This window comes from Maribacter spongiicola, from assembly GCF_004364165.1.
GTDB lineage: Bacteria > Bacteroidota > Bacteroidia > Flavobacteriales > Flavobacteriaceae > Maribacter > Maribacter spongiicola.
On the sequence record NZ_SOAY01000015.1, the window covers coordinates 13,282 to 30,112 of the forward strand.

The window sequence follows — 16,831 nt, forward strand, 5'->3', positions numbered from 1 at the left end:
GGGTTAATAATTATGAAAACGAAGTTTTTGTACTTAAATTTGCTCAAATTTTGATAACCTAAAGGTCTATACGCACATGTCAAAAGACATTCGAATTAAAAAAGGGCTCAACATTAATCTTGTGGGCGCCGCAGAACAGACTACTTCAAAAGCTGTTTCAAGTAATGTTTATGCTATACAGTTAAGTGATTTTCACGGAATTACTCCAAAAATGATGGTAAAGCAAGGTGCCGAAGTGAAAGCGGGAGAGCCTTTGTTCTATAACAAAAACATGGAAAGCATGCTTTTTGTTTCACCCGTAAGCGGTGAGCTTATTGAAATCGAAAGAGGGGATAGAAGACGTATTTTGACCTTAAAGATATTAGCAGACAAAACACAGGAGTCATTTTCAGGTGATACATTAGATGTTGAAAAATCATCTAAAGAACAGTTGAAAGCTCTTTTATTGAAAAGTGGCTGTTGGCCATTTATCAAGCAGAGACCTTATGATGTAGTTGCTAATCCTGATACTACACCGAAATCCATTTTTATTTCTGGATATTCAAGTGGTCCGTTACAGGCAGATTTGGATTTTGTATTACAGGGTAAAGAAAAAGAATTACAAGCTGCAATTACTGTATTGGGTAAATTAACGCCCGGTAAAGTTCATGTGTCTGTAGGTTCTAGCAAATCCCCATTGTCTTCAATGACTGGTGTAGAATTGCATAATGTATCTGGTCCGCATCCTGCAGGCTTGGTAGGTACTCAGATCAATAAAGTTGATCCTATTAACAAAGGTGAATTGGTTTGGACGGTAACTCCGCAAGATCTAATCATTATAGGTGAATATCTGTTGACTGGTAAGTTCAATGCAGAACGTACTATAGCTTTGGCAGGTTCTTCAGTTAAGGCACCTAAATATTATACAACTAAAATAGGGGCAGAGATTTCTACCTTTTTATATGCTAGTGGTGTAAACGAAGAAAACTTTAGAGTCATCAATGGAGATGTACTCACAGGCTCAAAAAGTAGACCGGATGGTTATTTAGGATATTATAATAATACTGTTACGGTTATTCCAGAAGGAGACGATTATGAATTGTTTGGATGGAATAAGCCAGTTTTCAACAAAATATCGGCAACAAGAGCATTAACGTTCTCTTGGATGCAGCCTAACAAGAAATATGATTTAGATACCAATACTAACGGGGAACACAGGGCTTTCGTAGTAACGGGGCAATATGAAAAAGTTTTTCCGATGGATATTTTTCCAATGCAACTGCTAAAAGCTTGTATGGTAAAAGACTTGGATGAGATGGAGCAGTTAGGTTTATACGAGGTAGCTCCTGAAGATTTTTCGTTAACTGAGTTTATATGTATTTCTAAGCAACCGCACCAAAAGATTATTCGTGAGGGGTTAGATTTATTGCAAAAAGAAATAGGATAAGAAATGAGTTTAAAAAGCAAATTACACGAACTTAAGCTAAAGTATCAGGGTAAGAAAATGGCTCCTGCCTTTAATGCCTTTCATACTTTTTTGTTTTCGCCAGATGAGACTACTCATGCAGGTGGTACACATGTAAAATCAGCAGATGATTTAAAACGTACAATGAACACGGTAATAATGGCGCTGATACCAGTGTTAATATTCTCTATGTTTAACGCGGGTTATCAACATTATTCTGCAATTAACGGTTTTCCGGCAGATTTTTCTTTAATGAACGATTTTCTTACTTGGGATAATTTCTGGATAGGTATTATTAAGGTATTGCCATTAGTTGTTGTTTCTTATGCAGTCGGACTTATAGTAGAATTTATTTTTGCTGTTATTAAAGGTCACGAAGTAGAAGAGGGGTATTTGGTTACTGGTATGTTGGTGCCATTAATTGTTCCTATAGATACGCCGCTTTGGATGTTATCTGTAGCCGTTGTTTTTGGTGTTGTTATTGGTAAAGAGGTTTTTGGTGGTACAGGTATGAACATTTTAAATCCAGCATTGACTATTAGAGCATTCTTGTTCTTCGCTTATCCTACATGGATGAGTGGTGATAAAGTTTGGGTTTACGGAGCTCGTGAGCGTTCAGAAGAAATTCTTGCAGGGGCAAATGTTGATGCGATATCAGGTGAAACTATATTGGGGTACTTAGCTCAGAATAAAGGGGCTGAAATGACCTATTCCGTATCAGATATGTTTTTCGGTTTTATACCAGGTTCTGTAGGTGAAACATCTGCATTTCTAATCTTATTAGGTGGCTTGTTTTTGATATTTACAAAGATTGCTAGTTGGAGAATAATGGTAAGTGCCGTTATTGGTTCACTAGTAATGGGCTTAATATTCAACCAGGTTGTTGATTTTGGTTGGGTAGGTGAATCAAGCAAATTCTACGGATTAATGAGTTTCGATTTCTGGAAACATTTAATCGTAGGTGGTTTGGCATTCGGTATTGTCTATATGGCTACTGATCCCGTAACTGGTTCACAAACAAATAAAGGGAAATGGTATTACGGTTTCTTTATAGGATTTATTTCTGTAATGATTCGTGTATTCAACCCTGCATACCCAGAAGGGGTGTTCTTGGCTATCCTTTTAATGAACGTATTTGCGCCAACAATTGATCATTATGTTGTAAGGGGTAATATTAAAAGAAGAATGAACAGATTAAAAAATGCTACTATCTATCCAAAAGATTCAGATGGTAAGACAGAAGAACTTAAAGCTGAAACAGTTTAATTATGACACAGAAAACAGATAGTAATGTTTATACAGTAGTTTTTGCTGTTGTTATGGTTGTGGTAGTTGGGTCAATACTTGCATTTTTGGCTTCAGCATTGCGCCCTAACATCAAAGAAAATGAGCGTTTTGAAAAACAGCAGAACATTCTTTATGCCATGGGTGTAAATGAAAATGGAGATGATGCTGGTAGTGTAAACTTTATACCTACAGATGTAGTAGAAGATGAGTTTTCAAGTTATATCAAAGAGCAATTAGTTATTCAAGGTGATAAGATTACTGAAGATAACGAAGCATATTTGATCGACTTAAAAAAACAATTGGCTAATATTAAAAAAGGAGAGCCTTATAAATTGCCAGTTTTTATCGGTGAGAAAGATGGTAAGAAATTTTATATCATTCCTATGTATGGTAAAGGTCTTTGGGATGCTATTTGGGGTTTCATTGCCTTAGATGATACCATGACAGTGCAAGGTGTATATTTTGATCATAAAGGGGAAACTCCTGGTTTAGGTGCTAACATTAAAATGCGTTATTTTATGGACGATTTTAAGGGTGAAACTATTTTGGATGGTACGCAGTACGCTGGTATCGCAGTAGCTAAAGGAAACAATGATCCATTGAACAATACAAAAGATGATAATGAAGTAGATGCCTTGGCTGGTGCTACTATTACAGGTAACGGTGTTTCTGCTATGATAAAAGAAACCGTTAAATTATATAAACCTTATTTAGAAACAATTAGAGCAAAGTAATATGGCACTACTATCAAAAAAAGATACAAATCTTATTACAGATCCGTTAGCGGATAATAACCCTATTACCATACAGGTATTGGGTATTTGTTCTGCATTAGCGATTACGGCAGAATTAAAAGCCTCGTTAGTGATGGCAATATCCGTAATGTTCGTTTTAGGGGCGGGTAACGTGGTAATCTCGTTAATGAGAAATATCATTCCTTCAAAAATTAGAATTATTGTTCAGTTAATTGTAGTTGCAACATTAGTGATTATTGTGGATCAGGTACTTAAGGCATTTGCATATGAGTTGAGTAAAACCTTGGCAGTTTTCGTAGGTCTAATTATTACCAATTGTATAATTATGGGTCGTTTTGAGGCTTTTGCTTTGGCAAATGGACCATGGCGTTCATTTTTGGACGGTATTGGTAATTCTTTAGGTTACGGTGTAATCTTGATAATTGTTGGTTTCTTTAGAGAGCTGTTAGGCTCAGGTACACTTTTTGGTATACCAGTATTAGGAGATCCAATAATGAAAACAGGATTGTACGCGACGGGCTATGAGAATAACGGTTTTATGATTATTCCTCCAGCGGCATTGATTGTTGTCGGTATAATTATTTGGGTACAACGCTCAAGAAACCCAGCACTTGTAGAAGAGAATTAAACAGACATTTAAGTAGAAATTATGTTAGAACATGTAGAATTATTTTTTAAGTCCATCTTTATCGATAACATGGTATTTGCCGTGTTCTTGGGGATGTGTTCTTATTTAGCGGTATCCAAAAAAGTGGCTACTGCAGTTGGTTTAGGTGCTGCTGTTATATTCGTATTGGCTGTTACTGTGCCGATGAACTGGTTGTTAGATAAGTATTTATTACAAGACGGAGCCTTGGTTTGGTTAGGTCCTGAGTATGCAGATTACAACTTAAGTTTTTTATCCTTTATCTTATTTATTGCGACTATTGCTACAATGGTACAATTAGTAGAGATTGTAGTTGAGAAATTCTCACCTTCTTTATATAACTCCTTGGGTATATTTTTACCATTGATTGCAGTAAACTGTGCAATTCTTGGTGGATCATTATTCATGCAAGCAAGAGAAATTGAAACATTGGGCTTAGCATTCAATTATGGTGTTAGTTCAGGTATTGGATGGTTCTTGGCAATTTTAGCGATTGCGGCTATTCGTGAGAAAATTAGATATAGTAATGTTCCTGCTCCTTTAAGAGGATTAGGTATTACTTTTATTATCACTGGCCTTATGGGTATTGGCTTTCAAAGTTTTGGAGGTATGTTAACTGGTGGCGGTGATGATGCTGAAGAAGCTGCAGAGCAAGTTAATCAGGTAATTAAGCCAGAGGTTGTAACTCCTGTCGAAGAAGTAGTAGTAGAAAAAAACAAAGAAATTGACGAAAAGGTAATTTCTTATAACGACGTAAATAAATAAACATGATTTTAGCTGCAAGTACAGGCGGAACTATTCTAATAACTGTTGTCGCATTTCTAATACTGTTGATGGCATTGGTGGCATTGCTTCTGTTTACGAAACAAAAACTATCTCCATCGGGTCCTGTGACCATTACAATTAACGGAGAAAAGAAAATTGAAGTTTCTTCAGGTGGATCATTATTATCAACCTTAGGTAACCAAAAAGTATTTTTACCTTCTGCCTGTGGTGGTGGTGGAACATGTATTCAATGTGAATGTCACGTACTTTCGGGTGGTGGTGAAGCATTACCTACAGAAACTCCGCATTTCTCTAAAAAAGAATTAAACCATGGTGCACGTTTAGCCTGTCAAGTTAAGGTAAAACAAGACATGGAAATTACCATTCCAGAAGAGGTATTTGGTATTAAAAAATGGCCTGCAAAAGTGGTGCGTAACTATAACGTAGCATCTTTTATTAAAGAGTTTGTAGTTGAGATTCCTGAGGATATGGGCTACAAAGCTGGTGGTTATATTCAAATTGAAATTCCTGAGTGTGAGGTCAAATATGCTGATATAGATATTACAGCTCACCCAGAGGAGCATGAGACTCCTGATAAATTCAAGGCAGAATGGGATAAATTCAACCTTTGGCCGTTAACAATGAAGAATCCAGAAACAGTTGAAAGAGCGTATTCGATGGCTTCTTTCCCTGCTGAAGGAAGAGAGATTATGTTGAATGTACGTATTGCAACTCCGCCATGGGATCGTGCTAAAAATGGTTGGATGGATGTTAACCCAGGTGTTGCCTCGTCGTATATTTTTAATTTGAAGCCAGGCGATGATTGTACTATTTCTGGACCTTACGGTGAATTCTTCATCAATGAGTCAGATTCAGAAATGTTATACGTAGGTGGTGGTGCAGGTATGGCACCAATGCGTTCTCACTTATATCACCTATTCAAAACATTAAAAACAAATAGAAAAGTATCTTACTGGTACGGTGGTCGTTCTAAAAGAGAATTATTCTATTTAGATCACTTTTATAAATTGGAAGAAGAGTTTCCGAATTTCAAATTTTACTTAGCATTATCTGAACCACAAGAAGAAGATAATTGGAAGGTAAAAGAGAATATCGATGCTCCTGGTGATGGTTTTGTAGGTTTCATTCACAATTGTGTAATTGATAACTACTTAAGCCTTCATGAATCTCCTGAAGATATTGAACTTTATTTCTGTGGACCTCCATTAATGAACAAGGCTGTTCAGAAAATGGGTGAAGATTTTGGTATCCCAGATGAACATATACGTTTTGATGACTTTGGAGGATAAGCCTAAAGTCTTATAAATAATAAAAAAAACCGATATCTAATGTATCGGTTTTTTTATAAAACTTAGTTTAGTATGCATGTATTAACAGAACAAGAACTTCATAATTTGGCAATGAATATTGTTGGCAAGCAATTAGAAGATGAAGGGTTTGAGTTTTTAGCTGTAAACAGTGAGCTACGAAAGAATCCGCAGTTTGTTTGTATAAAAGAAAAGAAAATGCGCTTTGTTGTGGTAAAAGCTATTGAATATCCTGGTGACCCAAAGGATATGGATTTCTTTATGTCTGACCTTATTAAAATGAAAGAACATGCTATTAAATTTGAAGCAACTACCTTTTATGCAGGTGTAGGTTTAGTTAATGCTACCGATCACAATTTACCTGTGTATTTAGATGAAGAGTATATTGTTGATTATGACGGTTTAGTAGAGTTATGAAGAACTATATTTTAATATTGGTCGCCGTAATAGGGTTGTTTCAATCTTGTAAGAAGAATAATGATACTAAATTTCGAAATGAAAATGTAGGTGGTGCTTTAGGTACATCTTATAGTATAATTTCTATCTCTAACGAGAAATTAGATATACAGAAAGATATTGATTCCGTATTCGCAGTAATTAATCACTCGCTTTCAACTTATATTCCGGAGTCTGATATTTCTAGAATTAATAAAGGAGATAGTACTGTAGTTGTTGATTTGATGTTTAGAGAGGTATTTGATTTGTCGAAAAAAATACACGAAGAAACTAACGGTTTTTTTGATCCAACGGTAGGTACTCTTGTAAATGCGTGGGGTTTTGGACCTGAGCGTCAAATTTCGATGGATAGTCTTAAAATTGATAGTTTACTAAATTTTGTTGGATTGGATAAGATTACTTTGGATGATAATAATCATATTGTTAAAAATAATCCTAATGTATACTTAGATTTTAACGCTATTGCTAAAGGATATGCTATTGACAGACTTGCGGCTATGTTAGATGCTAAGGATGTAGAGAACTATTTAATTGAAGTAGGAGGTGAGTTAGTAGCCAAAGGAAAGAATACAATTAAAGATAAATTTTGGGTAGTTGGCATTGATGATCCCGAAATGGAGATAAATAGAAATACCAAAATATTAATTCATTTAAACGATAGGGCGTTAGCTTCTTCCGGTAATTATCGAAAGTTTAGAATAGATGAAGAAACTGGTAACAAGTTTGTGCATACCGTAAATCCAAAAACAGGCTATACACAAGTATCTAATACACTTGCCGTAACTATTTTGGCAGATAACTGTGCTACTGCAGATGCTTATGCAACAGCATTAATGGCAATGAATTTAGAAGATGCTTTTAAGCTTGTTGAAGAAAATAATAGGCTAGAAGCTTATATTATTTATTTAGATGAAAATGGTGAGACAAAAGAGTTTTCAACTAAAGGATTTAAAGCGCTTGTAGTGAAATAACTATTTTTTTACGAACGGAATTATCTCTCCAGGTGCTAAGCGATACCTGTTGATATTTTCTTGGCTCATAAGCTTTGTGAAATCTATTTCTTCTACGGTAAAACCTATGCCTCTTAATTTATCAAAGTAATCTCTTCCGTAAATACGAACGTGGTCATATTGACCAAATATTTTAGCGCGTTCAACTTTGTCGGTTATGGTGTCGTCTTCAAAAGTTTCTTCTCTGCTTAAATCTTGCGGAATCTGAAAAATACCCCAACCACCAGGTTTTAGAATTCTATACAGCTCGGACATTGCTTTCGTGTCATCGGGTATATGTTCTAGTACATGATTGCATAGAATTACATCGAACATATTATCTTCAAAAGGAAGGTTGCAGATATCTGCCTTAACATCTGCCAAAGGAGAATTTAAATCTGTAGTAACATAATTTAGATTCTTTAGTTTTCTGAATCTTTTATAGAAAGCTTGTTCAGGGGCAAAATGCAAAACATGTAACGGAGCAGTAAAAAAGTCGGTCTCCTCTTTTAAAAATAACCACAGTAAGCGATGGCGTTCTAATGATAGGGTAGAAGGTGAAAGCACGTTCTCACGTGGTTTTTCGTATCCGTAAGGTAAAAAGCTACGAAAAGTATTGCCGTCAATAGGGTCTTCATAGGTATTGCCACGATAGTAAGCCTTAAAAAAAGGCTTTACTATATAGCTTAAAGAAATTAATACAGGCCTTGGAACAAGGTTAAGAAAAAATTTAAAAATTTTCTTCATCCTTATTTTCTAACTTTTTACGGTAGATTTTGTGAACTCATCTTCTTCATCACTTACAATGCCTAAAGCTTCGTAAATATATTTGAAGGTAGATAGCAATTCAGGTTTTCCGTTGACAATGGCAACATCATGTTCAAAATGAGCGCTTGGTTTACCGTCAGCAGTAAGTATTGTCCAACCATCTTTAAGTTGTTTGATATTCTTTGTACCCATATTGGTCATAGGTTCGATAGCAACCGTCATACCTTCAACAAATTTTTTGCCTCTACCACGTCTACCATAATTAGGCATTTCAGGACCTTCGTGCATTTTTCTACCTAATCCATGACCTACCAATTCGCGTACAACACCGTAACCATGATCTTCTGTGAATTTTTGTATAGCATAACCCACATCGCCAACACGGTTGCCTACTTTAAACTCACGTATACCAATATAAAGCGATTTTTTAGTGACCTCTAATAACTTTTTAACTTCAGGGCTAACTTCTCCCACTTCAAAAGTATAGGCATGATCTCCGTAAAAATCATTTTTTAAAGCTCCGCAATCAATAGAAATAATATCCCCTTCAACTAAAGGGGTGTTATTTGGAATACCATGCACTACCTGAGCATTTGGACTCATACATAATGAGTTCGGAAAATCGTAAAGACCTAAAAAACCTGGTACAGCACCGTGGTCGCGAATAAAAGTTTCTGCTAAAGTGTCTAGTTGAAGGGTGGTAACTCCCGGTTTTACCTCAGAAGCTATCATGCCTAAAGTTTTAGAAACAATAAGCGCACTTTCGCGCATTAACTCAATCTCTTCGGCTGTTTTTAATTTAATCATAAAATCAATTACTTTCTGTTGTACCTAAATCTATACCAATGAATTTTGGGTCATAAATTTTGATTTTTCTACACCCATCATTTTTAAGATAGTAGGTGCAATATCTCCTAAAACACCATCTTTGATATGGTGAATATCTTTGTCTACTAAAATTAGTGGAACAGGATTAGTGGTATGTGCTGTGTTAGGGCTACCATCTTCATTAACCATAGTTTCACAATTACCATGGTCAGCAATAACAATTACAGAGTAATCTTTTTCTATTGCTGCTGTAATAACATCTTTTGCACATTCATCTACAGTTTCGCAAGCTTTAACTGCAGCTTCCATAACACCGGTATGACCTACCATGTCAGGGTTGGCAAAGTTTAAGCAAATAAAATCAACATCTCCTTTTTTAATTTCAGGTATGATTTTATCTCTAATTTCATAAGCACTCATTTCTGGTTGAAGGTCATATGTAGCCACTTTTGGCGACGGACATAAAATACGTGATTCACCATCAAAAGGCACTTCTCTACCACCATTGAAAAAGAAAGTAACGTGTGGGTATTTTTCCGTTTCTGCAATACGTATTTGCTTTTTACCGGCATTAGCCAAAACCTCACCTAATGTTTCAACAATATTATCTTTATTATACACTACATGAACTTTTTCGTAAGATTCATCATAGTTGGTAAGCGTAACATAATATAAGTTAAGCTTGTGCATGTTTTGTTCATGCATATCAACCTGACTTAAAACTTGCGTAAGTTCTCGACCGCGGTCCGTTCTAAAATTGAAAAATATAACAACATCATCTTCTTTTACAGAGGCAATGGGTGTGCCATCGGTATTAGTCATTACGATAGGTTTTATAAACTCATCTGTAATGTCATGGTCATAACTTTTTTGAATAGTTTGCCCTATGTCGGTCGATTTTTCACCCTCCGCATTTACGATTACATCATAAGCCTCTTTAACACGCTCCCATCGTTTGTCACGATCCATTGCGTAATATCTACCGATAACAGTTGCTAGTTTAGTGTTTTTGTCAGCGCCAAAATGAGCGATATCTTCTAAAAAACCTTTTCCGCTTTTTGGATCTACATCCCTACCATCGGTAAAAGCATGTAAATACATATTTTCTACACCAGATTCTTTACCAGCGGCAATTAAACCTTTAATGTGATTAGTGTGGCTATGAACACCACCATCACTAAGAAGACCTAAAAAATGAACATCTTTATTGTTCTTTTTAGCGTATTCGAAAGCGCTTTTTAAAACCGGTTCGGAACTTAAGGTATTCTCTTTTACAGCCTTATTGATTTTAGCCAGATCTTGATAAACAATACGACCAGCGCCTAAATTCATATGACCCACTTCGCTATTACCCATTTGACCTTCAGGAAGACCAACGTTCATGCCATCTGTAAGAAGGTTAGAATTAGCATATTTCGTATATAAACTATCTATAAAAGGAGTATTGGCTTTATCTACTGCAGATACTTCTGGATCAGGTGATTTACCCCAACCATCTAATATCATTAAGATTACTTTTTTGTTCATCTTCAAAAGGTTTTAGGAGCACAAAAATACTATGTTCTTTCAAGTTAAGCTACTAGTTGACCTGCCTTTTTTGTTTTGATGCTATATCCCAACATATTTTCAGTTTTGGTGAAGATTTGTTTGTTAAAGTTTAGTTATAACATTGTTAATGCGTGAAACATTTGCATCAGTTTGGCGTCTTTTAATTGTACACTATTGTACGCATCAATCAAAAATCAATAATCATGAGAAAAGTATGTATCACATTATCAATGGTAGCGCTTACCTTCACAGCTACCGCGAAAGCAAATAACACGAAAGATTTAGTATTGGCAAATCAAATAGAGCTCGTTTCTAAAGTAGACTTGAGCTCTTTTTGTAAAGCCGTTATGCAAGGCGATATCGAAACAGTTAAACGGTTGATCGATTTAGGCGAAGATGTAAATCAGAAATCGTTAGGTATGACGCCTGCCATGTTTGCTGCGCGTTATAACAAGGTAGCCGTGTTGGAAATACTTATTAATAGTGGAGCCGATCTTAAAATGCAGAGTAGTCAGGGGCATACCGCAAAACGTTATGCCGAATTATCTAATGCAGTAGAGGCTCTCGAATTAATTGAAACTGCAGTAGGAAGTTAAGTCCATTTTAAACTATTTCTACTTGAAAATATAAAACCCTATGACCCAATTTATTTCAAAATTGGGTCATAGGGTTTCCTTAATATCTGTCAATTGTTAAATATTTACTATAACTTTCTTAATATTATGTAATTAATAGAATTGTATGTGTAAATTTATCATATCATTAATTTTATTAATCAAAATCACCTAAATATTATGAAAAAATCAATCTTAATTTTATCGCTCATTAGTGTATTTACTTTAACGGGAGTTTATGCAAATAATAATGACCATATTAATAAGTACGAAGCAGAATCTGTTTCTGCCAATGAAGAAATTAGCTCGCTATGTAAAGCAGTGATGAAGGGCGATGTGGATCAGGTACGAAGTTTATTAGCTTTGGGTGAAAAGTCGAATGAAAAGTCTTTAGGGCTTACCCCGGCAATGTATGCCGCTAGATATAATAAGGCAGAAGTACTGAAGGTTTTATTACTGAACGGTGCGAACCTAAATATTAAGAGCGACCAGGGCTACACAGCCAAAGATTATGCTAAAATGTCGAATGCTAATGATGTTCTAGCAGTTATTGATCAAGACATGTAATTTTAAATATTGTAAAATTAAAAGGGCTCATTGAAATTTCAATGAGCCCTTTTTAAATACTACAAATTTCTACTCCAAATAGTGTTCAGGTAAAAGAGTAAAACGCATTAAAAATCAAATCCATTTGCTGCTCTCACAACAAAAGCATACAGTGCCGAAAATATCATTAGGGCACAAAATACTGAGTAGACCTTTAAAAATGTAACCAATACTATTGGTTTACAGTTCTCAAACGCCTGCACGTACAAGTTTCTGAAATGTGTAATTGTTCCCATTATAGTGTTCTTCTATGATTAAATCATAGCTATAAAGGCAATTCATTAATGGCAAAATAAGCTTGGGACTTCCTCAAATCTACAAAAATATAAGCACTGAGTATTGTCCTCTAGACCAACTGTACAAAAAATCCGATTAACCTTGATTTTTGTATTTGTCTATGGCTTCTCTTATTTTTTCAATTCTATTTTCAGGATCAGGGTGGGTGCTTTGAAATTCAGGAGTACGATTTGGACCGCCAGCGGCTTTCAAAATTTCCATCACCTTGATCATCTCGTAAGGATCATAACCAGATTGGATCATAAATAGAACACCTAGTTCATCACTTTCCAATTCATCACCACGACCATTTTTAAGTAGTGTGTTCTGACCAATACTACCTAAAATACTACCCATGTCGCCAGCACCAACGGTTGCGCCCATAGTTGCAGTTTGCCAAGTTTGGCTATCGGCTATTCTTTCTGCAGAATGTCTTCCGATCACATGACCAATTTCATGACCTAAAACACCGGCTAATTGTGCTTCGTTAAGTTGTGAGAATAAGGCGTAAGTAATAAAGCACTGTCCGCCAGGTAATGCAAAAGCATTTATCGTTTGATCATCTGCCAATAAATGAAAATCATATTGATAAGGGGTTTCTTTGGCTATACTATTTTGAACCAGTTTGTTACCGACAGATTCAACAAAAGCCTGTAAACGTTGATCCGGGTATAGACCGCCATGTTGCTGCGCCATTTCTGGTGCACTTTGTAAACCGATGGCAATTTCTTGTTCAGAAGACATGGTAATATGTTGCGAGCGACCAGTATATGGATTCTCTTCGGTATTACTGCATTTTTGAATAAATGCAAAGGCAACAATGGCCAAACCGATAAATATTCTAATTTTCCAACTTCCTCTTCTCATCGTAATGTGTTATGGTACAGGTTCTAATATACGAAATGCTTACAGTAGATTTCTGTTAATATCTAATATATTATTCTGTATATAAGATCTTAAAAAGCCCATTGTAAAATTCTCGGCACCGTAAAAATCTTCACGAATAAGAATAGAAGCTATGTTTTTACTTCTAAACTGTTCAAGCATTGGTATTGATAATGGGGCATAGCTATAGTGCCATGGCTCGTATTTAAATCCTCTTCTTTTTGCTTCGTCGGTATACACTAAGAAAAATCCGTAGGTTTCCGAATTTTCATCCATCCATTTTTTAAAGTCGACATAGGGTCCGTCACCTTCAAATTTATGTGGTACCAATACATCTCCATCTACTTTTCTATATCCGTCGACAACGTCAATATCTGTTCCCCAATGATGCCTGCTCGTACCAGGTATAGTAGAGTATTCAATAATTTTGTCAATAGCATCAGTAGGGCTCATGCCATCGTCATCTGTATATTTTAAGTATTTACGCTCAAAAATGGCTTCTTGTCTATCATAATTTCTGAAACTTGAAACTATTTTAAGGTCGATACCATCTTTATACGCTGCTTTTTTCATTTCAACAAAAGCATCATGGGCTTCTTTTCTAAGGTTAATATCTTTTCCATAGAGCTCAATATCTTCTTTGCCCATGAGTTCTAATATGGAATATTCGGTATCTTCCTGAATAAAGAAAGTTGGGGCAATGGCTAATGCCAAAGCAGCTGAACTGCTTCTGTTGATAAATGTTCTTCTCTGCATAACTCTATATTGGTATTATTTAATACAAAAGATTTGCCAAACTTGATCAAAAGTGAAAAAACTTTTGAAATTGGTAAATCATGCATTGTAAAAGTAATGAATCTTGATCTTAAAAGATTTATGATTAATTTTCTTGGTAGGTGGTAAGATATAAATATCCCTGATGTTTAAAATTCAAATCATTTAAATCTACGATATAAAAATAGATACCAGATGGTAAACCTATATTTTTCGCAATTACCCCATTTACATTCGATATGCCAGTAAACTCATTACTGTAGTTTTTCTGTGAGAATACCAGTCTTCCATATCTATTATAGATTTGTAGCGCATTATTGGGTGAATTTTCTATGCCTTCGATTTCTAAAAAGTCATTAATACCATCGCCGTTAGGGGTCATGTAATAATTGTCTAAAGTAATATTGTCAAGCGTTTCTAAAATATCAGAATTACCGCCAATGGTTATAATTTCATAATCACTAGGTATAAACTCTTTAGAAGTTACCGAGCCATAAGCAAAATTACCCTCAACATTGGTGTTCCCCAAATCGACCCAAATTTTATCGATTGCACTCCATCCTACAACTTTAATTTCCTCAATAGTTTCTCCGAATAAGTAGGCATTACTTTCTTCGTCCCAGGTTAAAGTCACTTTTGAAGGTATGGTACTTTCTAAATGCCAAAATTCATACTCACTAATAGATAAAGTTTCGTTTTCTTTAATAAATGTGCTAAAACTTGTTCCAAATACACTCGGGGTATTAGGGTCTTCATAATAATAGGCAGATTTTGCGTAATCATTAGAGCTCACCGATGCTATGCTCAACGGACGTATTTTATCGAATTGACCAATCGGGAAGGTAAATTCAGATTTCTTGCTTATGGCAGCATAGCCGTCAACCTTAGCTAAATTTTCATCACCAGTGTAAAATGAATCATTTAAAAAATTAATATTTACTTCGGATGCTACCCTTGATGTAACGATGTCGCCCGTAATAAAATTTGCGTTATTTTGAATACCGACCGTATTATCAATATAAAGATCATTATCTACTGCAACTTCAAAATCATAAAAAACAGGATTAGATGCACCCGATATAGTTAAAGGCTTATCGAAAGAATAAAAACCGACTAAACCTTTGTTTTTGTTAAAAGCGCCGTTATTTATTACATCCATATGAAAACCGACTAGACCATCGTCATGAATTTGAATATTACCATAATTATGCACGGCATCTTGACACCAACCAATAACTGGAGCCATTATAATGATAATTAATTTTGATATTTTGTATACGTAATTCATAGATTATCTAAATGCTTCAAATATTACAACAATTCCATCTGCAAAACTATCGATATTTAAAGTGAAACCATTAATATTGAAATTGGTAACTGTTGCGGTTGTAAGCCCTAGATTATCCCCATTCTGATTTGCATAACGTATTCCAATACTGTGTGAACTAGAGGCATATCTAGATATATCGTTTATCGAATTACCGTTACCGCCATTGAAAATAACTTGTTCAGTTATTAGGCCATTGTCATTTCTGGCAAAACCCTTCATACTACCATACGTATTTGATAAGCCGTTATCATTATTTCTTGTGCCATTATCTGTATTCAGGTTAAAATCTTCAATGTTAGCATATGCTGTAAAAGATATTGAAGATGGCTGAAACGGAATTTCACTTATGGCAACGGGACCACTACCGGTAATTCTAAATGTACCTGTATATGTTTTTTTCTGTCCCATAACATTCCATGTTGTTCCGTTAAAAACATACACCTCATTATCATCAACATTAAAAACTAACGAGCCTTTTGATGCATCTGTTGTTGAATTGATATCTGCTGTTGTTGCCGTAATTAAACCTAAAAGTAATCCACTATCTAATTGACCATTAGATAAGGAAGTAATAAGTAGGCTTATTACTAAAATTATATTAGTTTTCATTTTCATTTTAAAGGTCTAAAACAGTAAACATAAATTCAGAATCGAAACGACTTCTATCAGTACCACCATTATCATTATCACCGATAATCACCTCAAAGCTAGTTGCGGTTTGGTTAGAGTAGGAGATACCAGGGTCGTCATTACCGACACCATTTCTGCCAGGTTGCGATAATTGTATAATGTAATCTGCATCAGATACAGAACCTGCAGGTAAAGTAACACGGTAGTAACCAACACTAATTCTAGTAACAGTAACTCCAGCTGTTGCCTTGGTTATGGTACCAGTTGAGCTGATTTTACCTATTGCTTTGATTGGGCTAGCATAGAAAGCACCTCCATTGGCACCTACAGAAATATTATTGTTTGTTTCAGCGCCTACGGTATTTGCAGTTTGACTAGCGTTGGTTTCATTTGTATATGTGATAAGACCAGTGGTAGTGTTCTGAGTTAAGTTTGTAGATATATCAGGAGATTGGTTTTCCCAGACTACGGTTCCAGAACTGTTTGTAGTTAACACTTGATTATTGCTGCCAGGTTGAATTTTTATAGGTGTAACATTGCCATTTAAAATGTTCTCAGTTTCTACTGCATCAACTTTAAGTTCAGACGTGCCAACGGCATTTGAATTGATTTCCGATGCATTAACTGAATTTGGAGCAAGGTCTGATGCCGTTATTGAATTGTCCACAATTTTACCTCCAGCACCACCACTTATAGCACCATCAGCTATGACAGTTGCATTAGTAGGTCCTGTTACATCACCAGCTAAATTATTTACAGAGAATGTAGTTGTATTTAAAGTAAGTCCTGTACCAGCCGTGTATTGCGTATCCGTATCAACGGTATGAACTAGATCACTGATTTGCGATTCGGTAATGGTCAACGCCGTTTGATGTTGAGTAACGTTCGATTCTTGTACACGA

At 35.4% G+C, this 16,831-nt stretch carries 19 protein-coding genes; 10 read left to right on the top strand and 9 right to left on the bottom strand.

Going from position 1 to position 16,831, the window contains the following annotated elements:
• Positions 1-76 precede the first annotated feature (76 nt).
• The 8 genes from CLV90_RS17025 (at position 77) to CLV90_RS17060 (ending at position 7,652) form a co-directional block, all read left to right on the top strand.
• The gene (locus CLV90_RS17025) at positions 77-1,426 is read left to right on the top strand and encodes a Na(+)-translocating NADH-quinone reductase subunit A (protein WP_133688725.1); all 1,350 of its coding nucleotides are present in this window, start codon (positions 77-79) and stop codon (positions 1,424-1,426) included.
• Positions 1,427-1,429: 3 nt separating this feature from the next.
• A complete protein-coding gene (locus tag CLV90_RS17030; protein WP_133688726.1) occupies positions 1,430-2,710 on the top strand; it encodes an NADH:ubiquinone reductase (Na(+)-transporting) subunit B in 1,281 nt (426 codons plus the stop codon).
• Positions 2,711-2,712: 2 nt separating this feature from the next.
• Positions 2,713-3,465 (top strand): Na(+)-translocating NADH-quinone reductase subunit C, encoded by a 753-nt coding sequence (locus tag CLV90_RS17035; RefSeq protein WP_133688727.1) that lies wholly within the window; start codon positions 2,713-2,715, stop codon positions 3,463-3,465.
• Position 3,466: 1 nt separating this feature from the next.
• The gene (locus CLV90_RS17040) at positions 3,467-4,114 is read left to right on the top strand and encodes an NADH:ubiquinone reductase (Na(+)-transporting) subunit D (protein WP_133688728.1); all 648 of its coding nucleotides are present in this window, start codon (positions 3,467-3,469) and stop codon (positions 4,112-4,114) included.
• Between the two features lie 21 nt (positions 4,115-4,135).
• Positions 4,136-4,897: an NADH:ubiquinone reductase (Na(+)-transporting) subunit E gene (nqrE, locus tag CLV90_RS17045; protein ID WP_133688729.1), complete on the top strand. Its 762-nt coding sequence runs from the start codon at positions 4,136-4,138 to the stop codon at positions 4,895-4,897.
• A gap of 2 nt (positions 4,898-4,899) precedes the next feature.
• Positions 4,900-6,207, top strand: coding sequence for an NADH:ubiquinone reductase (Na(+)-transporting) subunit F (gene nqrF / locus CLV90_RS17050; RefSeq protein ID WP_133688730.1), 1,308 nt, complete (start codon positions 4,900-4,902; stop codon positions 6,205-6,207).
• Positions 6,208-6,279: 72 nt separating this feature from the next.
• Complete coding sequence (locus CLV90_RS17055) at positions 6,280-6,642, top strand: Na(+)-translocating NADH-quinone reductase subunit F (protein WP_133688731.1); 363 nt, start codon at positions 6,280-6,282, stop codon at positions 6,640-6,642.
• On the top strand, positions 6,639-7,652 hold the full coding sequence (locus CLV90_RS17060) for an FAD:protein FMN transferase (RefSeq protein ID WP_133688732.1): 1,014 nt from the start codon (positions 6,639-6,641) through the stop codon (positions 7,650-7,652). The genes CLV90_RS17055 and CLV90_RS17060 overlap by 4 nt, the downstream gene beginning before the upstream one ends.
• Here the strand turns inward: CLV90_RS17060 and CLV90_RS17065 are convergent, their stop codons facing one another.
• From CLV90_RS17065 to gpmI, 3 genes are read right to left on the bottom strand one after another with little or no spacing between them, the layout of a single operon-like run.
• Positions 7,653-8,417 carry a class I SAM-dependent methyltransferase gene (locus CLV90_RS17065; protein ID WP_133688733.1) on the bottom strand — a complete coding sequence of 255 codons (765 nt, stop codon included), beginning with the start codon at positions 8,415-8,417 and terminating at the stop codon, positions 7,653-7,655.
• 9 nt (positions 8,418-8,426) lie between these two features.
• A complete protein-coding gene (gene map, locus CLV90_RS17070) occupies positions 8,427-9,245 on the bottom strand; it encodes a type I methionyl aminopeptidase (protein ID WP_133688734.1) in 819 nt (272 codons plus the stop codon).
• Between the two features lie 30 nt (positions 9,246-9,275).
• Positions 9,276-10,793, bottom strand: a complete 1,518-nt coding sequence (gpmI, locus tag CLV90_RS17075; RefSeq protein ID WP_133688735.1) for a 2,3-bisphosphoglycerate-independent phosphoglycerate mutase — start codon at positions 10,791-10,793, stop codon at positions 9,276-9,278.
• Between the two features lie 224 nt (positions 10,794-11,017).
• Between gpmI and CLV90_RS17080 the strand changes: the two genes are divergently transcribed.
• Together CLV90_RS17080 and CLV90_RS17085 are read left to right on the top strand one after the other, a co-directional pair.
• Positions 11,018-11,410, top strand: a complete 393-nt coding sequence (locus tag CLV90_RS17080; RefSeq protein WP_133688736.1) for an ankyrin repeat domain-containing protein — start codon at positions 11,018-11,020, stop codon at positions 11,408-11,410.
• 198 nt (positions 11,411-11,608) lie between these two features.
• Positions 11,609-11,995: an ankyrin repeat domain-containing protein gene (locus CLV90_RS17085; RefSeq protein ID WP_133688737.1), complete on the top strand. Its 387-nt coding sequence runs from the start codon at positions 11,609-11,611 to the stop codon at positions 11,993-11,995.
• Between the two features lie 107 nt (positions 11,996-12,102).
• On the opposite strand, the gene CLV90_RS19590 is transcribed toward CLV90_RS17085, so the two are convergent.
• The 6 genes from CLV90_RS19590 to CLV90_RS19345 all read right to left on the bottom strand — a co-directional run.
• The gene (locus tag CLV90_RS19590) at positions 12,103-12,270 is read right to left on the bottom strand and encodes a DUF6747 family protein (protein ID WP_317614972.1); all 168 of its coding nucleotides are present in this window, start codon (positions 12,268-12,270) and stop codon (positions 12,103-12,105) included.
• A 136-nt stretch (positions 12,271-12,406) separates the two neighbouring features.
• A complete protein-coding gene (locus CLV90_RS17090) occupies positions 12,407-13,177 on the bottom strand; it encodes a M48 family metalloprotease (RefSeq protein ID WP_133688738.1) in 771 nt (256 codons plus the stop codon).
• Between the two features lie 39 nt (positions 13,178-13,216).
• Entirely contained in the window at positions 13,217-13,951 is a 735-nt protein-coding gene (locus CLV90_RS17095; RefSeq protein ID WP_133688739.1) for a M15 family metallopeptidase, read from the bottom strand.
• Between the two features lie 124 nt (positions 13,952-14,075).
• Positions 14,076-15,257 carry a gliding motility-associated C-terminal domain-containing protein gene (locus CLV90_RS17100; protein ID WP_243835526.1) on the bottom strand — a complete coding sequence of 394 codons (1,182 nt, stop codon included), beginning with the start codon at positions 15,255-15,257 and terminating at the stop codon, positions 14,076-14,078.
• Between the two features lie 3 nt (positions 15,258-15,260).
• Positions 15,261-15,908: a hypothetical protein gene (locus tag CLV90_RS17105; protein WP_133688740.1), complete on the bottom strand. Its 648-nt coding sequence runs from the start codon at positions 15,906-15,908 to the stop codon at positions 15,261-15,263.
• 7 nt (positions 15,909-15,915) lie between these two features.
• Positions 15,916-16,831: hypothetical protein (locus CLV90_RS19345; RefSeq protein ID WP_166638610.1), on the bottom strand; the 916-nt coding region annotated here is incomplete at its 5' end.

Bases quoted from the DNA above. Each gene is read 5' to 3' on its own strand.
- CLV90_RS17025 (WP_133688725.1), top strand. From the start codon at position 77: ATGTCAAAAGACATTCGAATTAAAAAAGGGCTCAACATTAATCTTGTG.
- CLV90_RS17030 (WP_133688726.1), top strand. From the start codon at position 1,430: ATGAGTTTAAAAAGCAAATTACACGAACTTAAGCTAAAGTATCAGGGT.
- CLV90_RS17035 (WP_133688727.1), top strand. From the start codon at position 2,713: ATGACACAGAAAACAGATAGTAATGTTTATACAGTAGTTTTTGCTGTT.
- CLV90_RS17040 (WP_133688728.1), top strand. From the start codon at position 3,467: ATGGCACTACTATCAAAAAAAGATACAAATCTTATTACAGATCCGTTA.
- nqrE (WP_133688729.1), top strand. From the start codon at position 4,136: ATGTTAGAACATGTAGAATTATTTTTTAAGTCCATCTTTATCGATAAC.
- nqrF (WP_133688730.1), top strand. From the start codon at position 4,900: ATGATTTTAGCTGCAAGTACAGGCGGAACTATTCTAATAACTGTTGTC.
- CLV90_RS17055 (WP_133688731.1), top strand. From the start codon at position 6,280: ATGCATGTATTAACAGAACAAGAACTTCATAATTTGGCAATGAATATT.
- CLV90_RS17060 (WP_133688732.1), top strand. From the start codon at position 6,639: ATGAAGAACTATATTTTAATATTGGTCGCCGTAATAGGGTTGTTTCAA.
- CLV90_RS17065 (WP_133688733.1), bottom strand. From the start codon at position 8,417: ATGAAGAAAATTTTTAAATTTTTTCTTAACCTTGTTCCAAGGCCTGTA.
- map (WP_133688734.1), bottom strand. From the start codon at position 9,245: ATGATTAAATTAAAAACAGCCGAAGAGATTGAGTTAATGCGCGAAAGT.
- gpmI (WP_133688735.1), bottom strand. From the start codon at position 10,793: ATGAACAAAAAAGTAATCTTAATGATATTAGATGGTTGGGGTAAATCA.
- CLV90_RS17080 (WP_133688736.1), top strand. From the start codon at position 11,018: ATGAGAAAAGTATGTATCACATTATCAATGGTAGCGCTTACCTTCACA.
- CLV90_RS17085 (WP_133688737.1), top strand. From the start codon at position 11,609: ATGAAAAAATCAATCTTAATTTTATCGCTCATTAGTGTATTTACTTTA.
- CLV90_RS19590 (WP_317614972.1), bottom strand. From the start codon at position 12,270: ATGGGAACAATTACACATTTCAGAAACTTGTACGTGCAGGCGTTTGAG.
- CLV90_RS17090 (WP_133688738.1), bottom strand. From the start codon at position 13,177: ATGAGAAGAGGAAGTTGGAAAATTAGAATATTTATCGGTTTGGCCATT.
- CLV90_RS17095 (WP_133688739.1), bottom strand. From the start codon at position 13,951: ATGCAGAGAAGAACATTTATCAACAGAAGCAGTTCAGCTGCTTTGGCA.
- CLV90_RS17100 (WP_243835526.1), bottom strand. From the start codon at position 15,257: ATGAATTACGTATACAAAATATCAAAATTAATTATCATTATAATGGCT.
- CLV90_RS17105 (WP_133688740.1), bottom strand. From the start codon at position 15,908: ATGAAAACTAATATAATTTTAGTAATAAGCCTACTTATTACTTCCTTA.